Source organism: Rossellomorea aquimaris TF-12 (genome assembly GCF_001648555.1).
GTDB lineage: Bacteria > Bacillota > Bacilli > Bacillales > Bacillaceae_B > Rossellomorea > Rossellomorea aquimaris.
On sequence record NZ_LQXM01000028.1, the window covers coordinates 241,816 to 261,922 of the forward strand.

Consider the following 20,107-nt stretch of genomic DNA (forward strand, 5'->3'; position numbering starts at 1 on the left):
TTCTGTATGTATGGCGATTTTCTCTATTTTTTAAAACAAACGTTTGATTAAGAGATGAAATCGCTGTTATATAAGGCTTTATCGTCTTAAACGATCGTTTAACCTATTCTTCTCTCTTATTTTTAGCAAACATTGGACAGACAATCCAATATTTCGCTTAAATTTGTTTATAAAAAGAAAAACAACCTGACCTTAATGATCAGGTTGTTTGAACTTATATAGCGACAATCGCGATTGTTAAAACAAAGAACAATACTGATAATGCGATTGTAATTCTGTGCAGTACTAAGTCGATACCACGTGCTTTTTGTTTTCCGAAAAGTTGTTCTGCACCACCAGAGATGGCCCCTGAAAGTCCAGCACTTTTACCTGACTGAAGTAATACAATGGCGATAAGTGCGATTGAAACGATAATAAGTAAAGTGACTAATATAGCGTGCATGAGTCCCACCTCCTGATACGAACATTACAACATTACTAGTTTACCATAGGAATTGTTGACTGGACAAGCTAATCTTGGTTTTATTGTGGAAAGAGTTGGATTTTTGTGAAAGGTGAGTAAATTGTTGGCTGAAGTTTTAGGTTTGGTAGAGGTTCAGGTAAGGGAAATAGGGTGAGACTTTCTAATTTTGGCATTTGGCTTGTAAAATTGGAAAATGGCCTATATTTTTTGAAAACGGCTTATAAATTCTGAAATTGGCTTATAATTTTTTATTTTGGCTTATAAATTCCAAAAATGGCCTGTAAATTTTATTTCATTGATCAATTCTGAACAAGACTTAAAATTTTTCGTACTACACATCCAAAAAATTGCCTATACACCCAAACTACACCTCACAAAAAAAAAGCCCCGTTCAAAAAACGGGGCTTTTTTAATCCACTTAATTAGCGTTTAACGTTATAGAACGTTTTAACACCAAGATATTGAGCTGTGTGAGCTAATTGATCTTCGATGCGAAGAAGTTGGTTGTATTTTGCAACACGGTCTGTACGAGATGGTGCACCCGTTTTGATTTGACCAGCGTTTGTTGCTACTGCGATGTCAGCGATTGTGCTATCTTCTGTTTCACCAGAACGGTGAGAGATTACTGCAGTGTAACCAGCGCGTTTCGCCATTTCAATTGCATCAAATGTTTCTGTAAGTGTACCAATTTGGTTCACTTTGATTAGGATTGAGTTACCGATTCCTTGCTCAATTCCTTGAGAAAGCTTGTTTGTGTTTGTAACGAATAAATCGTCACCTACCAGCTGAACTTTGTTACCGATACGTTCAGTTAGAAGCTTGAAGCCATCCCAATCGTTTTCATCAAGACCGTCTTCGATTGAAACGATTGGATATTTGTTGCACATTTCTTCGTACCAATCAACCATTTCAGCAGAAGTACGAACGACACCTTCACCTGAAAGATGGTACTTACCGTCTTCTTTGTTGTAGATTTCAGAAGCTGCTACGTCCATTGCAAGAAGAACTTCTTCTCCTGGCTTGTAACCAGCTTTTTCGATTGCTTCAATAATAGTAGAAAGAGCTTCTTCATTTGATTTCAGGTTAGGCGCGAATCCACCTTCATCACCAACTGCAGTGTTGTAGCCTTTTCCTTTAAGAACAGATTTAAGGCTGTGGAAGATTTCAGTTCCCATGCGAAGTCCTTCTTTGAAAGTAGGAGCTCCTACTGGCATGATCATGAATTCTTGAATGTCCACGTTGTTGTCTGCGTGCTCTCCACCGTTTACGATGTTCATCATTGGCACTGGAAGCTGCTTCGCATTGAATCCACCAAGGTATTGGTATAGTTCTACTCCGAAGAAGTCAGCAGCTGCACGTGCAACAGCCATGGATACACCTAGGATTGCGTTGGCACCCAATTTACCTTTGTTTTCTGTACCGTCAAGAGCGATCATCGCCTGATCGATTGCTACTTGTTCTGTAACGTCGTATCCGATGATTTCTTCAGCGATTTCGTTGTTTACGTTGTCTACTGCTTTTTCTACACCTTTACCAAGGTAACGATCTTTGTCACCGTCACGAAGTTCAACTGCTTCGTACTCACCAGTTGATGCTCCAGATGGAACAAGTGCGCGTCCGAAAGCACCTGATTGTGTGTATACTTCTACTTCAATTGTTGGGTTACCACGAGAATCTAATACTTCGCGTGCATATACGTCTGTAATAAATGGCATTTAAAATCTCTCCTTATTTTTTAATTAGGGATTTCCCCGTCATTTCATTTGGTTGATCTACATTTAATAGTTCAAGCATAGTTGGTGCCAAATCACCTAGAATTCCTCCATCACGAAGTTCAATTCCTTCTTTAGTTACGATAACCGGAACTGGATTCGTTGTGTGAGCTGTCATAGGTGTTCCTTCTTCTGTTAAAACCTCATCAGCATTCCCATGGTCTGCAGTGATGATAGCCGTTCCACCTTTTTCCGTGATCAGGTCAATGATTTTGCCTAAGCATTCATCTACCGTTTCAACGGCTTTAATGGTTGGTTCTAGCATACCAGAGTGACCGACCATATCAGGGTTAGCGAAGTTAAGAATGATCGCATCCTGTCTGTCATCACGAATCTCTTCTAAAAGAGCATCCGTTACTTCATAAGCACTCATCTCTGGTTTCAGGTCATAGGTTGCAACCTTTGGAGAATCGATCAGAATTCGTTTTTCTCCCGGAAATTCGTCTTCACGTCCACCACTCATAAAGAACGTAACATGAGGGTATTTTTCCGTTTCAGCAATTCGCAGTTGCTTCAGGTTATTTTGAGATAACACTTCACCTAGCGTATTATCTAAGTTTGTTGGTTTAAAGGCTACAAATCCATCAACCGTTTCACTAAATCTTGTTAAGCAGACGAAGTGAAGATCTTTAGGATACTTCTCACCTCGTTCGAACGAACGGAAGTCTTCGTTTGCGAATGTATTCGATATTTGGATGGCACGATCAGGACGGAAGTTGTAAAAAATAACAGCATCTTCATCCTTAATTGTTGCCACAGGTTCTCCGTTTTCCTTTGTAATGACAGAAGGAAGAACGAATTCGTCGTAGATTCCATTTTCATACGAGTCATTGACTAGCTCGATTGGATCCTGGTAGCTTGGACCTTCACCATAAACCATGGCACGGTAGGATTTCTCAACACGCTCCCAACGTTTATCTCGATCCATTGAGTAATATCGGCCTGAAATCGTAGCAAATTGGCCTACCCCAATTTCTTTCATTTTTGCTTCAGCATCTTGAATAAACCCTTTTGCGGTTTGCGGTCCTACGTCACGTCCATCTAAAAAGGCGTGAACATATACATTTTTCATGCCTTCTTTTGCTGCTAAGCCAAGTAAAGCATAGAGATGTTCAATGTGACTGTGAACGCCACCATCAGATAAAAGACCAAAGATGTGAAGGTTCGTTCCTTTTTCTTTCGCGTGATTGATAGCATCTAAGAAAGTGGTATTCGTTTCAAATTCCCCTTCTTTAATGGCCAAATTCACTCGAGTTAAACTTTGGTACACGATACGACCTGCACCAATATTTAAGTGACCAACTTCAGAATTTCCCATTTGACCTTCGGGTAGTCCTACTGCTTCGCCACTGGCTGTTAATTGATTGTGAGGATACTGCTTCCAAAGGCGATCAAAATTTGGTTTGTTCGCTTGGGCAACAGCATTCCCTTCCTTTGTATTACGGCAAGCAAAACCATCTAAGATGATTAATGCTACTGGAGACTTACTCATGTGAGCTTGCCCCTTCCAATAGTTGCAGGAAGCTTTGTGCTTCTAAGCTGGCTCCACCTACAAGAGCACCATCGATATCAGATTGAGCCATGTATTCTTTGATGTTATTTGGTTTTACACTTCCACCATATTGAATACGGACAGCATCTGCCGCTTCTTGAGTAAAGGCTTCAGCCACAACCGTACGAATGTGAGCACACACATCATTAGCATCTTCAGAAGTGGAAGATTTACCTGTGCCGATTGCCCAAATAGGTTCGTAGGCAATAACTGTATGCTTCACTTGATCCGCTGATAATCCTGCAAGGGCTTTTTTCACTTGAGAACCAACAAGCTCTTTTGTTTCATTGTTTTCACGCTGTTCTAACGTTTCTCCTACACACACAATTGGAGTTAAACCATGTTGGAAAGCAGCTAAAGTTTTCTTGTTTACAGACTCGTCTGTTTCATTGAACATTTCGCGACGCTCTGAGTGACCTAAAATCACATATTTCACACCGATGTCCGTTAAAGCAACAGGACTTACTTCTCCTGTAAATGCCCCACTTTCCTCAAAGTGCATGTTCTGAGCACCAATTTCTACTCTGGACTCTTTTGTGATGTTCACTAAGCATTCTAAAAAAAGTGCTGGTGCACAAATCACTGATTCGACTACTTCTTTATCAGGAACTAGTCCTTGTACTTCTTCTGCAAAAGACTTAGCTTCTGATAGAGTTTTATGCATTTTCCAGTTTCCTGCAATAATCGGTTTACGCATGCTACTCATCCTTTCTATTATCTTGCCATCTTTACGAAAGAGTTGGTCTTTGTAAAGAACTGCTTATTTATCGTTTAGGGCTACAACTCCAGGAAGTTCTTTACCTTCCATGAATTCAAGTGAAGCTCCTCCACCTGTAGAAATATGACTCATCTTGTCAGCATAACCAAATTTCTCAACGGCTGCTGCAGAGTCTCCGCCACCGATAACAGAATATGTATCTGTTGCATCGGCTAACGCCTCCGCTACGGCTTTCGTTCCATTTGCAAATGATTCTAATTCAAAAACACCCATTGGTCCGTTCCAAATCACAAGCTTAGAGTCCTTAATTGTTGCTTGGAATAGCTCTCTTGTTTTTGGACCGATATCCAGTGCTTCCCAATCAGAAGGAATAGAATCGATATCTACTTCTTTCTTATTTGCATCATTTGAGAAGTCATCAGCAACGACTACATCAACAGGCATAAGGAATTTAACGCCCTTATCTTCAGCTTTTTTCATAAATTGCTTTGCTAAATCAATTTTATCTTCTTCTAATAGAGACTTCCCTACTTCATGGCCTTGAGCTTTTACAAATGTATAAGCAAGTCCACCACCGATGATTAGGTTGTCTACTTTATCTAATAAATTGTCAATGACACCGATTTTATCTTTTACCTTTGCGCCACCGATAATCGCTGTAAATGGACGTTCAGGGTTTGATAGAGCTTTTCCTAATACTTCTAGCTCTTTTTCCATCAGAAGACCTGCAACCGCTGGTAGATGCTTTGCAACTCCTTCTGTTGAAGCATGTGCACGGTGAGCAGCACCGAACGCATCGTTCACATAAAGGTCCGCTAGTGCAGCAAACTCTTTCGCTAATTCAGGGTCATTCTTTGTTTCACCAGGATAGAAACGTACGTTTTCCAGAACGAGAACGTCCCCTTCAGACATGTCACTAATCTTGGATTGAACACTTTCACCATAAGCTTCATCAGCCTTAGCAACATTACCTTCCAATAATTCAGAAAGTCTTTTTGCGACTGGCGTTAAACGTAGCTCTTCCACCACTTCACCTTTAGGTCGTCCTAAGTGACTGGCTAAGATGACCTTTGCGCCACCTTCTACTAAATACTTAATCGTTGGAAGGGCAGCTTGAATACGAGTTTCATCTGTAATCTTGCCATCCGACATTGGTACATTAAAGTCTACACGGCAAAATACACGTTTCCCTCTTACATCGACATCTTTAATCGATTTCTTGTTCATAGTAAAAGGCCTCCTTAGTTTTCATTTTCTACTCTTTTTTCAAAAAAATAGAAATAGGAATAAGAAAAGGGAGAGGGGAATCTTCCCCGCTCCCCTTCATCACATCTTCATTATAGATGGTGGGATAAAATTTATCCATCAATCACCATGCACATGATGTCAATTTACGAAATTTTATCTATTAAAGACCTTTAGAAGCAACATAATCAACTAGGTCTAGTACACGGTTAGAGTAACCACTCTCGTTATCGTACCAAGAGATAACTTTTACCATGTTACCTTCCATTACCATAGTAGATAATGCATCGATTGTTGAAGAAGCAGGGCTTCCGTTGTAATCACTAGATACTAGTGGATCTTCGCTGTAGTAAAGGATTCCTTTAAGATCTCCTTCAGCCGCTTCTTTAAATGCTGCGTTTACATCTTCAGCTGTTACATCTTTGTCTAATTCAGCAACTAAGTCTACTAAAGATACGTTTGGTGTTGGAACACGTACTGCTCCACCATTTAATTTACCTTTAAGCTCAGGAAGTACTAGAGAAACAGCTTTAGCAGCACCCGTTGTTGTTGGGATGATGTTTTCAGCTGCCGCACGAGCACGACGGTAGTCTTTATGCGGTAAATCTAAGATTTGTTGATCATTTGTGTAAGAGTGAATCGTTGTCATCATTCCACGCTTAATACCAAACTTGTCGTTCAGTACTTTTGCAAATGGAGCCAGACAGTTTGTTGTACAAGATGCGTTAGAAAGAACATGATGGCTTCCTGCATCGTACTTGTCTTCGTTAACACCCATTACGATTGTGATATCTTCTTCAGAAGCTGGAGCAGAGATGATTACTTTCTTCGCACCTGCTTCAAGATGTTTCGCTGCATCTGCGCGTTTCGTGAAGCGTCCAGTAGATTCTACTACGATTTCCACTCCAAGATCTCCCCAACCAAGTTGAGCAGGATCGCGTTCTGCCAATACTTTTACTTTTTTGCCGCCAACTACCAGGTAGTCACCGTCAACAGTTACTTTCTCTTCTAGAGTTCCGTGAACTGTGTCATATTGTAAAAGGTGAGCAAGCATGTTTGCATCTGTTAAGTCATTAACTGCTACTACCTCTACGTTGTCATTTTTAAGAGCTGCACGGAATACATTACGTCCGATACGTCCAAATCCGTTAATACCAATCTTTGTTGCCATGAATAATTTCCTCCTTTAGATAGTTAAGGATGATTTTTTTATATTTCAAAAGAGTGATTACCCTTTTAAAAGCGCTTTTGCTGCTCCCTCGTCTGTAATCAGAACCGTTTTCGGCGGAGCACTCTTCATGTACGCCCGAATGGCTTTTGCTTTCGAGCTGCCGCCAGCAACGGCAATAACATGTTCGATGTTACTTAAATCCTCTAATTGTAGTCCAATGGTCGGCACTTTATGTACAACTTCACCCTCTTCATTGAAGTAGTATCCAAATGCTTCCCCAACTGCAAGACCCCCCGTGATTTTCTCAAAATCTTTTTCAGAGGTTTTTCGTCTTTCAGCCATTGTAATAGCATCTCCAATACCATGAAGAACCATGTTCGCTGAAGTGATTAAATTGAGTACTTCTTTAATCATTGGTTCCTTCAAGAAGGATTTGTACACTTCTTTACTAACTTGATCAGGAACATATAAAACACGGTGACGCGTTCTGGTATGCTCGGCCATTTTCGCACAAATGGTGTTGGCTTGGTTTTTCACATCTTCTCCAATTCCACCTCGAGCAGGAACAAACAAGGTTTCAGTTTCAGAGAAGTCAGGTGTCAGCATTTCTGCTACCGCAGCCATTGTAGAGCCTCCAGTCACAGCGATGATAGTATTTCCTTTTAGGCGACGTTTCATACTAGATGCTGATGCACGTCCTAATTCTTCTTTTACCCAAGGAGACTCATCACTATTCCCGGGAACGATGACAATTTCATGAAGATTTAGTAAAGACTTTAACTTTTTCTCCATTACATTAATTCCCGAAATTTCTCTCATCATGCTTTCAATTTTTCCCAGCAGCTGAATGCCATCCTCTGTAATGATCATGCCAGAGGTTTTGATGTCGATGAGATCCTGATTATTCAAGAACTCTACTTCACTTCTCAACACTCGTTCTGTTAATCCTAAGCTACTGGCAAGACTTCTCCTGCCAACTGGCTGCATATAACGAATCGAGCGAAGTATTTGATGCCTTTTTTGCATAACTTCAAGCAGGTCGGGTAATAATCGCTTTTGTATGTCAATGAAAGTGTCCATAGATAAAAGCTCCTTCAACGGAAGTAAATGGTGTTGGACTATAAAAGTCCCACCTAGACATATTATGTCCCACTACCTCCAAAAAAAATTCATCCCTGCTTACAAATCTTATTTTAGCAAGGTATGAATTCTAAATCAACTAGAAACTATCACGTTTTTTCATGTAAACGTTTACTAAGTGTAAAATAATCAATTTGCCCATATTGAACAATTTCTCCCTTGAATTCAACAACAGGAATCATAAGTCCGAAACGTTCCGTCAGTTCATCACTTTCATCGATGTTTTTTTCTTTGATGGAGAACCCTATTTCATCCTGGAGAAGTTTTAAGGTTATTTTTGCGTCCGTACATAAGCCGCACTTTTCTCTTGTATAGAAGATTACTTCTTTCACGTCATGGCCTCGCTTTAGTATTTTTTGGGGGTGCCTGGCACTAAAGGGGAGTTCAGTGCCTGGCACTCAACTTTTGATTATTCATATCGTTTCCTCATGGTAGAAGAAAGGATCCCTAATTGGTCACGGTACTTTGCAATGGTTCTTCGTGAAACTTCATACCCTTTTTCCTTTAAAAGGTTAACGATTTTTTGATCAGATAATGGTTTCTTTTTATCCTCTTCATCAATGAGCCGTTGAAGTTCATTCTTTACCGTTCTAGCTGATGCCACTTCATTGTCTTCAACATTAACAGACTTAATCGCTGCTGTGAAAAAGTATTTCAGCTCATAGACTCCATAAGGGGTTTGCATATACTTCCCTTTAACCGCTCGGCTTATCGTTGATTCATGTACATTCATTTCATCCGCTACCTGCTTTAAGGTGAGTGGTTGAATAGCCGAAGGTCCTTTTAAGAAAAATAACCTCTGCCTTTCTGCAAGCATTTTTCCTACTCTTAGAATGGTCTGCTTTCGTTGCCTAAGACTTTGCAGCAGCCACTCAAAGTCCTGCTTTTTTTCCTGAAGGTAATTCTGCACATCCTTTTCAGGGTGATCTTGAAGAAAATCTGTGTACTCGTCATTATATTTAACCTTAATGGTTGTGCCGTCATGCAAAGAGACGTTTATATCATGATCATCTCCCAATGACACGACAAGCTCAGGAATAATATACTGAGACACATCCTGACAATAGGCTGCACCCGGTCGAGGATTGCACTGTTGAATGATGTCAGCTGTTGCTTGAACATCCCGTAATTCAACGTGTAAACTCTTTGCAATCCCTTTCCACTTTTTTTCAGCAAAGGGTTGAAAATAATCCTGAACAATCGTCATGACGAGAGGAGGAATATCCTTCATTCGGTTGAGCTGGAGGAAAATACACTCCTGTAACGATCTCGCTCCCACCCCGACAGGCTCTAAATCCTGAAGTCTCTTAATATAGTGTTCTAGTTGATCACGTTCTAACTTATGGCTCTCGAGGAAAACTTCCTCATCTATTCTTAAATACCCGTTATCATCTAAGCTATATATTAATTCTTCTAAAATTCTCTTTTCTATATAAGTAAGCGATTTCATATTTAATTGAGTAAATAACGCCTCGCCTAGATTGGCCTTCGAAACCGACACGTTGTCATACCAATCAATGGTATGCTGTCGACTACTCTGGTTGTTTTTTGTTGAGTAATACTGAGGTTTGTGTTGGTGAGGTGTGTCTTGCCTCGGTTGTTCTAATTGTATGAGAGGGTTCTCTAACGCTTTAGATTCTAAAAAAGCATTCAATTCCACAGTAGAGTATTGGAGGATGGTAATAGCTTGAGAAAGCTGTTGAGTCATTTGAAGCTGTTGTGATTGCCAAAGTCCGACTTTCAAATTCATGATTCTTAACCTCCCATCTCTCTATTCTACAATAAAATACGTTGTACGTTAATGGGAATAACTTGGTAGAGGAGTTCATTTGTACTAGTGGCATGTAGAAGGAATGGTTATGATGAGTTTGACAAAAGAAGTTTTTGAGGAAAAGAAATGGAATTGGCGCCCTCGGAGGGAATCGAACCCCCATTTTAAGAACCGGAATCTTACGTGCTATCCGTTGCACCACGAGGGCCAATGAGAAATAATCAATACGAATCTATATTATAAGTGAGAATATCCGTGATTGCAATACGTTTTCATTGTTTAAAAAAGGAATGAATGGGTATGATGTAGAAAGGATTTAATTAGTGGAAAATCAACAGTGCGTTAGGTTTGACCTTAATTGACCAACAGTGTATGATTACAGTACAAAGTGAATAAGTAACCTAAAAAAATAAATGTTTTTAAGGAGGAACGAGGATGAATTTAATTCCTACAGTAATTGAACAAACGAACCGCGGTGAGCGTGCGTATGACATTTATTCACGTCTATTGAAGGATCGAGTGATCATGCTCGGCAGCGCAATTGACGATAATGTTGCAAACTCCATTGTAGCACAACTTCTATTCCTAGAATCGGAAAACCCTGAGAAAGATATCTCAATCTATATCAACTCTCCTGGTGGAAGCATCACGGCAGGTATGGCAATTTACGATACAATCCAATACATCAAACCAGATGTTCAAACGATTTGTATCGGTATGGCAGCTTCAATGGGTGCGTTCCTTCTAGCAGCAGGTGCAAAAGGAAAACGTCTTGCACTACCTAATGCTGAAGTAATGATTCACCAACCACTTGGTGGAGCACAAGGTCAAGCAACGGAAATTGAAATTGCTGCAAAACGCATTCTTTTCCTTCGCGAAAAACTAAACCAAATTCTGGCTGATCGCACAGGTCAACCTTTAGAAGTTATTTCTAAGGATACTGATCGTGATAACTTTATGACAGCTGAGCGAGCATTAGATTACGGATTAATTGACCGTATCATTACTCGTAATGATATGAATAATAAGTAATTTTTGATGAGAACCCCAATGGCCTTGCCATTGGGGTTTTTTGTTTGTGTTGGTTGGTAGTGTTGAGGTAGTGGTGGTGTGTCGATTTTCGACTGGTTGTGTCGGGTAATGGGTAGGTCGCTGATTAAATGGGAGATTGCGCCGATAAATGAATGAAATTTGTCGATATAATTGAAATTTCGCTAATAACCAATAGACTCCACATACCAGATGATCCTTATTAAGAGGCGGGACATGTCACCACTTGTCGATAAATCCGTAGCTCGCAAATATATTCAAAATTCCGCTTGATATATTCCAGATATCGCAAATAAAATTGACATTTCACTCGATATAATTGAAATTTCGCAAATAACTTGTAGCCAGATGATCAATGTTAAGATCCGGACGGGTCATTGCTTGTCGATAAGTCGATAAATCCTTAGCTCGCTGATAAAAGTGAAGATTTCGCCGATTAAATGGAAGTTTCCGCTGATAAATGAATGATTATCGCCGATAACAAATAAAATGCACATACTAGGTGTTCATTATATAAAGGCGAAACGTGTCATCACTTGTCGATAAATCCGTAGCTCGCAAATATATTCAAAATTCCGCTTGATATATTCCAGATTTCGCAAATAAAATTGACATTTCACTCGATATATTCGAAATATCGCAAATAAACTGCCAAGGAAGTTAAATCTCCACACAAAAAAACTAGCAACCAATCTCAGGTTACTAGTTTTTGACCACTTTATGCTTCTTTACTAACAAATTCCCCTAGAGCTACTAGTGCTTCTTCTTCATCGCTTCCTTCGGCTACCAGTGAGATGACTGAGCCGCTGCTGATGGCAAGGCTCATTAATCCCATGATGCTTTTGGCGTTGACTTTTTTTCCATCCTTCTCTAAGAAGATTTCAGATGAGAATCGGTTTGCCTCCTGAACAAATAAAGCGGCAGGACGTGCTTGAAGACCGGTTTTTAATTTTACTTCTACTTGTTTTTCCACCATGATTATTTCTCTCCCCTTTGCTTTTCGTTTACGTTTGGTTTATTCTTTCCCCCGCTCTGATTTTTTCAGCAAGCTGATCGATTTTCCGTAAGCGGTGATTAATGCCTGATTTACTTATTGTTCCCCCAGAAACCATTTCCCCAAGTTCCTTTAATGTTACATCTTGATAGTTGACTCTTAGCTCGGCAATTTCTCGTAATTTATCAGGTAGAACCTGTAATCCGACTTGTCTTTCAATGAATTTGATGTTTTCAACCTGTCTTAAAGCAGCCCCAATGGTTTTGTTTAAGTTAGCTGTTTCACAATTCACCAGACGGTTAACGGAATTTCGCATATCACGAACAATTCTTACGTCCTCGAATCGAAGAAGGGCATTGTGTGCACCGATGATGTTTAAGAACTCGGTGATTTTCTCTGCTTCCTTCAAATACGTAATGAAGCCTTTTTTTCGTTCGAGTGTTTTACTGTTTAGTCCAAAGGAGTTCATTAATTCGGACAACGCATCGTTGTGTTCAGGGTAAAGAGAAAATACTTCTAAATGATAGGATGAGGTTTCTGGATTATTAACAGAGCCTCCTGCAAGAAATGCCCCTCTTAAGTAAGACCTTCTACAACATTTTTTCTTAATTAAATCTTCGGATATATTATGAATGAAGGTGAAGCCTTCTCCTAGGATTTTCAAGTCCTCTAAAATCTTCTTGGTGTCTTCTTTTATTCGAACAATGTAAACATTGTTTTTCTTTAAACGCATTTTCTTCCTTACTAAAAGCTCTACTGGGGTGTCGTATCCCTTTTTAATTAATGTATAGATCCTTCTAGCAATGGCGGCGTTTTCGGTTTGAATATTTACAACCAGCATTTGGTTGGAAAAGGATAATGAACCATTCATTCGTATGAGAGCTGATAGCTCAGAATTGGCACAGCATTCCTTAACTTCTATATTCGTAAGTTCTTTTTTTGTTTCTGACGCAAACGACATCCCCATCACCTCCTAGCAAACGCTTGCACAACCTTTTATAAAAGAAATTTCTTTAGTAGATTATGATTTTGTTGAATTTTTTAGGAACGTATAAATAATATCCGCTACCTTTTCTGTATTATGACGAACAAGATGGTTGTCATAGGATAAAATGTCCTCTGCAATGACCTCAAGGCCCATGGAGGTTAGTTTTTCCACATCAAAATGGACTGGACTTGCTTGCTCTGCATCATATCGGGCTTGAACTGCTTCCGGAACCTGCTTATTGTTGACTAAAATGGAGTCAATGCATGGATAATCCAGATGATCAAAAAGTGCCTGAACATGATTGCTGGCAGAGTAATTCAAGGTCTCTCCTGCTTGAGTCATAATATTACAAATGTACATTTTCTTCGCCTTGGCTTTGCATACAGCATCTCCAATTCCAGGTACGAGAAGATTGGGTAAAATACTAGTATAAAGACTTCCTGGCCCCATCACAATTAAATCGGCTTCCTTAATGGCTCTTAAGGTTTCGCCTAAGGGCTTAATAGTATCAGGGTATAAAAATACTCGCTTAATCTTTTTACCTGCTTTTGGAATAGCTGATTCCCCTGTAACAAGGGTACCATCATCCATTTCTGCATTCAAAACAACGCTTTGATTTGCAGAAGGAAGCACCTTCCCTTTTACATTCAGAACTCTGCTCATCTCTTGAATGGCGTGAACGAAATCACCCGTGATGGAAGCTAGAGCAGCTATGATTAAATTTCCCAGAGCATGACCGGACAGTTCGTTGGTCGTTTCAAATCGATGTTGAAACATTTGCTCTACCAGAGGCTCTACTTCTGAAAGAGCGGCAAGTACGTTTCGAATATCTCCAGGTGGAGGCATATCCAGGCTCGCTCGCAACCTTCCTGAGCTACCCCCATCATCTGCGACGGTGACAATGGCTGAAATATCAATAGGATGTCGTTTTAATCCACGAAGAAGGACAGGCAAGCCTGTTCCTCCTCCGATGACGACAACCTTTGGCTTGTTTGTCATGTTGTTTGACCCTTTCTCTTCTGAATATCACGATGAGAAATTTTGGTTGAGTAGTCATTTTCAAAATGATGTCCAATATATTCTGCTAATGCAACGGAGCGATGCTGTCCACCTGTACAGCCAATCGCCACTACCAACTGGCTTTTCCCTTCCCGTTTGTAATGAGGAAGCATGAAGGAAAGTAAATCCGTTACCTTTTCAATAAATTTATTCGTTTCGCTCCACTTCAAGACATAGGTCGAAACTTCTTCATCAAGTCCTGTCTTTGGCCGCATGTGATCAATATAGTGAGGATTCGGCAGGAAGCGCACATCTAATACTAAATCAGCATCGATGGGGATTCCGTGCTTAAATCCAAACGATACAACGTTTACTGTGAAAATTGTTTTTTTGTTCACGGAGAATTCATTTAATATCTTTTCACGAAGTTCTCTCGGTTTCATGGTAGACGTTGTATAAATTAATTGAGCGCGCCCTTTTAAATCTTCTAAAAGCTCTCTTTCCTGACGTATTCCTTCAAGAGGTAACCCTGAAGGAGCAAGAGGATGAGAACGGCGTGTTTCCTTGTATCGTCTTACGAGGGCAGAATCATCGGCATCTAAGTATAAAACCTGTGGAGTAACCCAAGAAGTTTCTGCTAATTCATCCAATGCTTTAAACAGATGATCGAAAAATTCTCTTCCGCGAAGGTCCATGACCAATGCGACCTTATTCATTTTATTACCAGACTCTTTCATCAGTTCCAAAAATTTCGGCAGAAGAGTGGGTGGTAAATTATCTACGCAGAAAAAACCTAAATCCTCAAAGCTTTGAATGGCCACTGTTTTTCCAGCACCAGACATTCCTGTTATGATTACTAATTGAACATCATTTGTAGAACCTGTACTCATGCTCTTCCCCCACTTTTTTATTATGTCTTTAACTCGGATCCAATCGATACGATAGTAGTTTAAAATCAGGAGTATAGGTGAATGTCCCATAAATCATATTCTTCCCATGTAATAAATAGTCTAGAATATGATAATCTCCTTCAGCCATAGCTAAATCCTTTATGTCTTGAATTGGATGCCACTTGATTTTACCTTCTTCTGATTCCTGAAGATTAACTCCATCAGCTTCAGTTGCAAAGAAAGAAAACATCATCCATTCCGAAATGATTTCGTTGTCCTCTTTGATGATAAACGTAAAGACACCTTTCAAGTCAGGGTTTTTCAAATAGATGCCTGTCTCCTCACGGTATTCGCGGATGACAGCATCTCGAATGGATTCTCCAGATTCCATCTTCCCACCTGGAGCGACCCACCAATTTCTTCTCGGCTTTTGGAGAAGGAGTACTTTATCTTCATGTAGATATAGGCAATTTGTGACACGTTGCACTGCCTTCACCTCAATCTGCTTCATTAAGTCATTCTCATTCATTATATTATACTATGATTAAAGACAAGCCACAATGTCTCTGCCGGCTATGAAAAAAATGTCGATTTTTAGGAAGGATTAAAGGACAAGATTCAACAATTACAATAGATACAGAAGGTACTACAACAGCAAAAATAGACAAAAAAAATAGACACAGGCGAGTCCTGTGTCTTCTACGGGATTTATTACTTAAAAGGGGGTCAATTTCTTATTTTCTATATTACCCTAAAATTGTTTCACTAGTGTTACAACAGATTTAAAACGGTATTACGGAATTGTTAATGTTTAACACAGAATTAGTCGATACCTGTTGAAGACTGTCTTTTCCGTATTAAAATTCATATTTTTTCATAATTTGATTTGTCATTAACTCATACCCTTTTCCATTTGGGTGAAGGGAATCATGAAAATACTGTTCCTTCGATTTCCCTTTAAAAAGCGGATTCGTCGATACATACATGGTGTTCTCATGTTTCTTTACTTCTTTCATCATCGAGTTGTTCCAATCATCTACGTAGGCTTCAATTTTATCGCTATCCTTATCTGGATAGGGATTGTAAAGCCCTAATACGATAATATCTGCTTCTTTATTTGCTGTTCCAACGATATTTAAGATTTTATCCAGATTATCGATATAATCTTTTTTGGCTTCTACAATTTTATCATGATGAAGTGGAAAGAGATCTCCACCATTATTTTTAATTAAATCATTGGTTCCTATATTTATGATAAATACATCTGCTTCACTTAAATCCTCTGCTACTTTAGGTTTTACAATCTGGTTCAACAGTTTATCCGATTGTTGCCCTGGTACTCCCAGGTTTTGAAAATGATAAGATATCTTTGTATGTTTCTTATTCACTTCTTCTTCTAGACGACCAATATATCCTGAATCTTTTTTGTCTCCATACCCGTATGTGAGAGAATCCCCTAAAGCAATGACTCGTTTGTTTGAAGCAGACTCTCCTTCTTTTGCAAAAAAACTAAAATAAACAATGGGTATTAGTGCAAAAACAGCTAGAGCAGATAGTATTTTCCATTTTTTCATTGATGATCCGACCTTCCGATATAGACTAGGATGACTTACATAACACTCTTTATTCCCTTTTGGTTCAAAAGTAACCCTGTTTATTTTTGGAATTTCCATTAAGATTAAACTTTGCTGCTATGTAAAAATCTAGAAGTGGTTGATTTTCGCTCCAGGTGCTCGTCGCTTTCCGCGGGGCGTGAGTTGAGCACCTTTCGCTCCAATCAACTTTCTGTTTATGAATTTCATCAAGCACATACTATTCAACAGGGACATAGGTTAAAAATAATTTAATAAAACAACTATCTTTGCGAAATGAGCCAATACAAAAAAACGAACCCTGACACAACAAAGGTTCGTTTTTTCAAGTTAAATATTTATTTCTTCTGTATCCCAAACTGTGCATTCAGTTGGCCCCTTATCATTTTTTGCTTCTGTTCTTTTCTCTCTTTTTTAGATAATTCCTGCTTAATTTCTTTCGTAGTGACGCCCTCTTCTCGCTGGTCCGCTATATCCATCAAGCGTTCTACATCACCAAAGGAGTATTTTCTGTATCCTCCTTTGGAACGCTTGGGAAAGATCAGGTTTTTCTCTTCGTAATAACGGATTTTCCTTTCAGTCAAACCTGTTAATTCACTGACTACACCGATTGAAATGACTTTTTTATCCTTATAGGAAGGCTCATTGTCCACGCTTTCCTCCTCCTCCTAAGCAGGGAATACATTAGATTATACATGTCTTCCTCGCAAAATTGGACAGTTATGTAAGAAAACCTCACAAAGAACTCTGAATTGTAAGAAAAGTTTACAAACTAGAGGAAATTAACCTTCTCTCCTATTACACTTTTGAATAAGAACAAAAAGGAGTGAACATTTATGCCATTTTTACGTGAAGCAGTTGAACGAAAACGGGAGCAATTTATTCGTCTGTTAGTAGAAGCTGGTGTTTATAAGGAAAGTGATGAATGGGTCAAAAATCTGACGTTGAGTGAACTGGTGTACGTTTTTAACAAACATAAAAGTGAGTAAAACAAAAAAGCATTAGGAAAAGATTTCCCTTTTCCCAATGCCTACATAGAATCAGCCGTTTTTGACTTTTTCTTTTAATTCTTCAATATAATGTTGAGCTGTTTGTGCGGCAATGCTTCCGTCACCCGTTGCTGTTACGATTTGACGAAGTTGTTTTTCACGAACATCTCCAGCTGCAAAGATTCCAGGAACCTTTGTTTCCATTTGCTCGTTTGTTTCAATGTAGCCTTCAGAATTCGTGATTCCAAGGTTTGCAAATGGCTTGGTTAAAGGAAGCATTCCGATGTAGATGAAAACTCCATCTGCTTCGAAGTTTGATTCCTCACCATTTTCAGTTGAAACAAGTGTAACGCTTCCCACTTTACCATCTTTATCGTTAATTTCTTTAACTGTGTGATTCCAAATGAAATCCACTTTTTCATTATCAAACGCACGTTGTTGAAGAATTTTCTGAGCACGAAGCTCATCGCGACGATGGACGATTGTCACTTTGTTGGCGAATCTTGTAAGGTAAACTCCTTCTTCAACAGCAGAGTCTCCTCCACCTACAACGACAAGATCTTTTCCTTTAAAGAATGCTCCGTCACAAACGGCACAATAGGATACTCCGCGTCCACCCAGTTCTTTTTCTCCTGGCACACCAATTTTCTTGTATTCAGCACCTGTCGTAATGATAACTGCACGAGCTTTGAATTCCTTTGAACCCGTTTTGACGGTTTTGTATTCTTCACCATCTACGATTTCTTTAATGTCTCCGTATGCGTATTCCGCACCGAATTTCTTAGCATGATCAAACATTTTATTCGAAAGGTCAGGTCCAAGAATGTGGTCGAAGCCAGGATAATTTTCCACTTCTTCCGTATTGGCCATTTGTCCTCCTGGTACTCCTCTTTCAAGCATAAGCGTTGAAAGACTGGCACGTGAGGTATAAACAGCGGCTGTCATTCCTGCCGGGCCTGCGCCTACAATGATAACATCATAAATTTTTTCTTCTGACATAAGAAATTCTCCTTCCAAACAGTCCTTAATTCACATGATGTGTCTGTATTGAAATACGATGAAGTGAAAGAGTGTGATGTTTCCCTTCATAGTATTAACTTCCTACATCTATCCTATAAAAAATAGGGTCACATCGTCCAAAAATATGCTCATGGAAGATAGCTTTCGACAACAGTGATATATTTAGTCAAGGTGCTTGGGGAAAGGTTGTAACGATCGCACAGTTCTTTCTTTGTCACCTTATCATTTCGTAAGTGATTCCATACGAATTCTACAGCAGCAGCAAAGGCTTTTGTATTTTTAAACGTTTCTCTTTCTTTAATCCCTCGGTAAGCAATCGTAAACCAAGTAAGAAATAAACCTGACTCTACACTTGTAATGGGTTGGTGATATTCATAAAGGTTCAGAGCCACTTCATGCATGTTTTTAATTTCCAGATTTACTTTAATAGCACTTTCTCCGTTGCTGTTTAACACTTGTGCTAAATAAACTTTTTCAACTATGGACAAGTCTTCTACTTCACAGAAATCCCCGTGAGTGAGGATGGCCCTTTGTTGATCTGATATAGAAGTCAGAAACAAACCAAATAATTTTTCTTCTGTATATTCACTTTGAAGTTTTTTTAATATGGACGTGACATGGTTTTCAAAGCCATCTGCCTTCAGGTTTTCATTCCAAGGCTCAAGCCCCTCTTTTTCAGGGTTAAATTCCACGACTTTCTTCCACGCATTACGAGCAGTTTGCTCATGTCCTGTTTCATAAGCAGAATAAGACAGCCAGTAATAAAAACTGCCGTCTCCCTCAAACCCAATCTTTTGCAGGGACTTCAGCCACTCATACGCCTTCCTTGAATGACCAATCAAAGCAAACGTAGCCCCAAGCTTAAATCGGTGCTCATGCAGCAAGGGACGGACCTTCTCTAAACCATCAATTAGATGCTGAAGGTCTTCATGGCGTTTTTGGTAAAAGTAAAATACAGCTGTGTTGCATAAGGCATGTAGATTTCCAGGGTTCTTCTCCAGTACCTCTTCTAAAGTAGCAGACGCTTCGTCAATGTTTCCTAGATAGAAGTATGCCAGTGCCAGATTGTTATAGGCTGACCAAAACTCCGGGTACTCCTCAATGACCTTTTGCAGAATATCAACGGCTTTTTGAAAATGTCCTGATTCCAGTAAATCTTTCGCTTTTTCCTGCTGTGCCATAAGATCATCGTGTTCGTATAAATCGTCTACGATTAGATCTGAATCAAGTTCAAGAAGCTCCACCAAATCTTCTGCGTCTTCAACAAATTCCCCATGCTCCTCTTTTTCTAAATAAGAAGTAACATGGTCATACGCCTCTTTAAATAACCCTAAATGAGCGTAGTTGTTTGCTAAGAAATAATGACATTCACTCATACGGGGATCCAGCTCGTTCAAAATCTCATGTAATAAATCATTTGCATTCTTGTATTCACCAAGCTCTGTATACACAATCGATAATTGACAGGCAATCATCGGCTCTAATGGCTCTAATTGAAACGCTCTATTTAAATATTTTAATGATCTTTTCAGCTCTCGACGCTGGTAGGCTTTCATCCCTTTAGTATAGTAATACTCTCCAGTAGGGACAAAAGACAAAACCTTCGCTTGCTCACTTAATAATTTTGACCCTTTTCTCATCAAAGTCCTCCGAAACGTTCATAGTATAACTACCGTAGTATACCATACATAGCTCATGTACTAAACTACCATATTTTGAGGGACGGACCTTTGCACGAGTGCAAAGGTCCGTC

General features: G+C 39.4%; 20 protein-coding genes and 1 tRNA gene. 2 read left to right on the plus strand and 19 right to left on the minus strand.

The window, feature by feature from the left end; translation table 11 throughout:
* Positions 1 to 214 precede the first annotated feature (214 nt).
* The 10 genes from secG to IQI_RS12675 form a co-directional block, all read right to left on the minus strand.
* The gene (gene secG / locus IQI_RS12630; protein ID WP_064093003.1) at positions 215 to 442 is read right to left on the minus strand and encodes a preprotein translocase subunit SecG; all 228 of its coding nucleotides are present in this window, start codon (positions 440 to 442) and stop codon (positions 215 to 217) included.
* Positions 443 to 885: 443 nt separating this feature from the next.
* A complete protein-coding gene (eno, locus tag IQI_RS12635; protein WP_064093004.1) occupies positions 886 to 2,178 on the minus strand; it encodes a phosphopyruvate hydratase in 1,293 nt (430 codons plus the stop codon).
* A gap of 13 nt (positions 2,179 to 2,191) precedes the next feature.
* A complete protein-coding gene (gene gpmI / locus IQI_RS12640) occupies positions 2,192 to 3,727 on the minus strand; it encodes a 2,3-bisphosphoglycerate-independent phosphoglycerate mutase (protein ID WP_064093005.1) in 1,536 nt (511 codons plus the stop codon).
* Positions 3,720 to 4,484, minus strand: a complete 765-nt coding sequence (gene tpiA / locus IQI_RS12645; RefSeq protein ID WP_064093006.1) for a triose-phosphate isomerase — start codon at positions 4,482 to 4,484, stop codon at positions 3,720 to 3,722. Before tpiA ends, gpmI begins: the two co-directional genes overlap by 8 nt.
* A gap of 63 nt (positions 4,485 to 4,547) precedes the next feature.
* Positions 4,548 to 5,732 (minus strand): phosphoglycerate kinase, encoded by a 1,185-nt coding sequence (locus IQI_RS12650; protein ID WP_064093007.1) that lies wholly within the window; start codon positions 5,730 to 5,732, stop codon positions 4,548 to 4,550.
* Between the two features lie 181 nt (positions 5,733 to 5,913).
* On the minus strand, positions 5,914 to 6,921 hold the full coding sequence (gene gap / locus IQI_RS12655) for a type I glyceraldehyde-3-phosphate dehydrogenase (protein WP_064093008.1): 1,008 nt from the start codon (positions 6,919 to 6,921) through the stop codon (positions 5,914 to 5,916).
* A 57-nt stretch (positions 6,922 to 6,978) separates the two neighbouring features.
* Complete coding sequence (locus tag IQI_RS12660; protein ID WP_064093009.1) at positions 6,979 to 8,001, minus strand: sugar-binding transcriptional regulator; 1,023 nt, start codon at positions 7,999 to 8,001, stop codon at positions 6,979 to 6,981.
* A gap of 149 nt (positions 8,002 to 8,150) precedes the next feature.
* A complete protein-coding gene (locus IQI_RS12665; RefSeq protein ID WP_064093010.1) occupies positions 8,151 to 8,393 on the minus strand; it encodes a glutaredoxin family protein in 243 nt (80 codons plus the stop codon).
* 77 nt (positions 8,394 to 8,470) lie between these two features.
* Positions 8,471 to 9,811, minus strand: a complete 1,341-nt coding sequence (gene rpoN, locus IQI_RS12670; protein WP_064093011.1) for an RNA polymerase factor sigma-54 — start codon at positions 9,809 to 9,811, stop codon at positions 8,471 to 8,473.
* 154 nt (positions 9,812 to 9,965) lie between these two features.
* Positions 9,966 to 10,040, minus strand: a tRNA-Arg gene (locus tag IQI_RS12675).
* A gap of 227 nt (positions 10,041 to 10,267) precedes the next feature.
* Between IQI_RS12675 and clpP the strand changes: the two genes are divergently transcribed.
* The gene (gene clpP, locus IQI_RS12680) at positions 10,268 to 10,864 is read left to right on the plus strand and encodes an ATP-dependent Clp endopeptidase proteolytic subunit ClpP (protein WP_064093012.1); all 597 of its coding nucleotides are present in this window, start codon (positions 10,268 to 10,270) and stop codon (positions 10,862 to 10,864) included.
* Positions 10,865 to 11,600: 736 nt separating this feature from the next.
* On the opposite strand, the gene IQI_RS12685 is transcribed toward clpP, so the two are convergent.
* The 7 genes from IQI_RS12685 to IQI_RS12715 all read right to left on the minus strand — a co-directional run bounded on the left by IQI_RS12685 (position 11,601) and on the right by IQI_RS12715 (position 16,998).
* A complete protein-coding gene (locus IQI_RS12685; RefSeq protein WP_064093013.1) occupies positions 11,601 to 11,858 on the minus strand; it encodes an HPr family phosphocarrier protein in 258 nt (85 codons plus the stop codon).
* A gap of 28 nt (positions 11,859 to 11,886) precedes the next feature.
* Positions 11,887 to 12,837 carry a DNA-binding protein WhiA gene (gene whiA, locus IQI_RS12690; protein ID WP_064093014.1) on the minus strand — a complete coding sequence of 317 codons (951 nt, stop codon included), beginning with the start codon at positions 12,835 to 12,837 and terminating at the stop codon, positions 11,887 to 11,889.
* A gap of 60 nt (positions 12,838 to 12,897) precedes the next feature.
* Positions 12,898 to 13,863: a gluconeogenesis factor YvcK family protein gene (locus tag IQI_RS12695; protein WP_064093015.1), complete on the minus strand. Its 966-nt coding sequence runs from the start codon at positions 13,861 to 13,863 to the stop codon at positions 12,898 to 12,900.
* Entirely contained in the window at positions 13,860 to 14,753 is an 894-nt protein-coding gene (gene rapZ / locus IQI_RS12700) for an RNase adapter RapZ (RefSeq protein ID WP_064093016.1), read from the minus strand. The genes IQI_RS12695 and rapZ overlap by 4 nt, the downstream gene beginning before the upstream one ends.
* A gap of 28 nt (positions 14,754 to 14,781) precedes the next feature.
* Positions 14,782 to 15,240, minus strand: a complete 459-nt coding sequence (locus tag IQI_RS12705; RefSeq protein ID WP_064093182.1) for an 8-oxo-dGTP diphosphatase — start codon at positions 15,238 to 15,240, stop codon at positions 14,782 to 14,784.
* A 370-nt stretch (positions 15,241 to 15,610) separates the two neighbouring features.
* Positions 15,611 to 16,327, minus strand: a complete 717-nt coding sequence (locus tag IQI_RS12710; RefSeq protein ID WP_064093017.1) for a GDSL-type esterase/lipase family protein — start codon at positions 16,325 to 16,327, stop codon at positions 15,611 to 15,613.
* 356 nt (positions 16,328 to 16,683) lie between these two features.
* Positions 16,684 to 16,998 carry a MerR family transcriptional regulator gene (locus IQI_RS12715; protein WP_064093018.1) on the minus strand — a complete coding sequence of 105 codons (315 nt, stop codon included), beginning with the start codon at positions 16,996 to 16,998 and terminating at the stop codon, positions 16,684 to 16,686.
* 183 nt (positions 16,999 to 17,181) lie between these two features.
* Between IQI_RS12715 and fbpA the strand changes: the two genes are divergently transcribed.
* Positions 17,182 to 17,334: a Fur-regulated basic protein FbpA gene (gene fbpA / locus IQI_RS20330; RefSeq protein ID WP_082892696.1), complete on the plus strand. Its 153-nt coding sequence runs from the start codon at positions 17,182 to 17,184 to the stop codon at positions 17,332 to 17,334.
* A gap of 51 nt (positions 17,335 to 17,385) precedes the next feature.
* On the opposite strand, the gene trxB is transcribed toward fbpA, so the two are convergent.
* Positions 17,386 to 18,333: a thioredoxin-disulfide reductase gene (trxB, locus tag IQI_RS12720; RefSeq protein WP_064093019.1), complete on the minus strand. Its 948-nt coding sequence runs from the start codon at positions 18,331 to 18,333 to the stop codon at positions 17,386 to 17,388.
* Positions 18,334 to 18,482: 149 nt separating this feature from the next.
* Positions 18,483 to 19,994 (minus strand): tetratricopeptide repeat protein, encoded by a 1,512-nt coding sequence (locus IQI_RS12725; protein ID WP_064093020.1) that lies wholly within the window; start codon positions 19,992 to 19,994, stop codon positions 18,483 to 18,485.
* Positions 19,995 to 20,107: the final 113 nt, after the last annotated feature.

Excerpts from the sequence above, each read along its gene's own strand:
- secG (WP_064093003.1), bottom strand. The coding sequence starts at position 442 with ATGCACGCTATATTAGTCACTTTACTTATTATCGTTTCAATCGCACTT.
- eno (WP_064093004.1), bottom strand. The coding sequence starts at position 2,178 with ATGCCATTTATTACAGACGTATATGCACGCGAAGTATTAGATTCTCGT.
- gpmI (WP_064093005.1), bottom strand. The coding sequence starts at position 3,727 with ATGAGTAAGTCTCCAGTAGCATTAATCATCTTAGATGGTTTTGCTTGC.
- tpiA (WP_064093006.1), bottom strand. The coding sequence starts at position 4,484 with ATGCGTAAACCGATTATTGCAGGAAACTGGAAAATGCATAAAACTCTA.
- IQI_RS12650 (WP_064093007.1), bottom strand. The coding sequence starts at position 5,732 with ATGAACAAGAAATCGATTAAAGATGTCGATGTAAGAGGGAAACGTGTA.
- gap (WP_064093008.1), bottom strand. The coding sequence starts at position 6,921 with ATGGCAACAAAGATTGGTATTAACGGATTTGGACGTATCGGACGTAAT.
- IQI_RS12660 (WP_064093009.1), bottom strand. The coding sequence starts at position 8,001 with ATGGACACTTTCATTGACATACAAAAGCGATTATTACCCGACCTGCTT.
- rpoN (WP_064093011.1), bottom strand. The coding sequence starts at position 9,811 with ATGAATTTGAAAGTCGGACTTTGGCAATCACAACAGCTTCAAATGACT.
- clpP (WP_064093012.1), top strand. The coding sequence starts at position 10,268 with ATGAATTTAATTCCTACAGTAATTGAACAAACGAACCGCGGTGAGCGT.
- IQI_RS12685 (WP_064093013.1), bottom strand. The coding sequence starts at position 11,858 with ATGGTGGAAAAACAAGTAGAAGTAAAATTAAAAACCGGTCTTCAAGCA.
- whiA (WP_064093014.1), bottom strand. The coding sequence starts at position 12,837 with ATGTCGTTTGCGTCAGAAACAAAAAAAGAACTTACGAATATAGAAGTT.
- IQI_RS12695 (WP_064093015.1), bottom strand. The coding sequence starts at position 13,863 with ATGACAAACAAGCCAAAGGTTGTCGTCATCGGAGGAGGAACAGGCTTG.
- rapZ (WP_064093016.1), bottom strand. The coding sequence starts at position 14,753 with ATGAGTACAGGTTCTACAAATGATGTTCAATTAGTAATCATAACAGGA.
- IQI_RS12710 (WP_064093017.1), bottom strand. The coding sequence starts at position 16,327 with ATGAAAAAATGGAAAATACTATCTGCTCTAGCTGTTTTTGCACTAATA.
- fbpA (WP_082892696.1), top strand. The coding sequence starts at position 17,182 with ATGCCATTTTTACGTGAAGCAGTTGAACGAAAACGGGAGCAATTTATT.
- trxB (WP_064093019.1), bottom strand. The coding sequence starts at position 18,333 with ATGTCAGAAGAAAAAATTTATGATGTTATCATTGTAGGCGCAGGCCCG.
- IQI_RS12725 (WP_064093020.1), bottom strand. The coding sequence starts at position 19,994 with ATGAGAAAAGGGTCAAAATTATTAAGTGAGCAAGCGAAGGTTTTGTCT.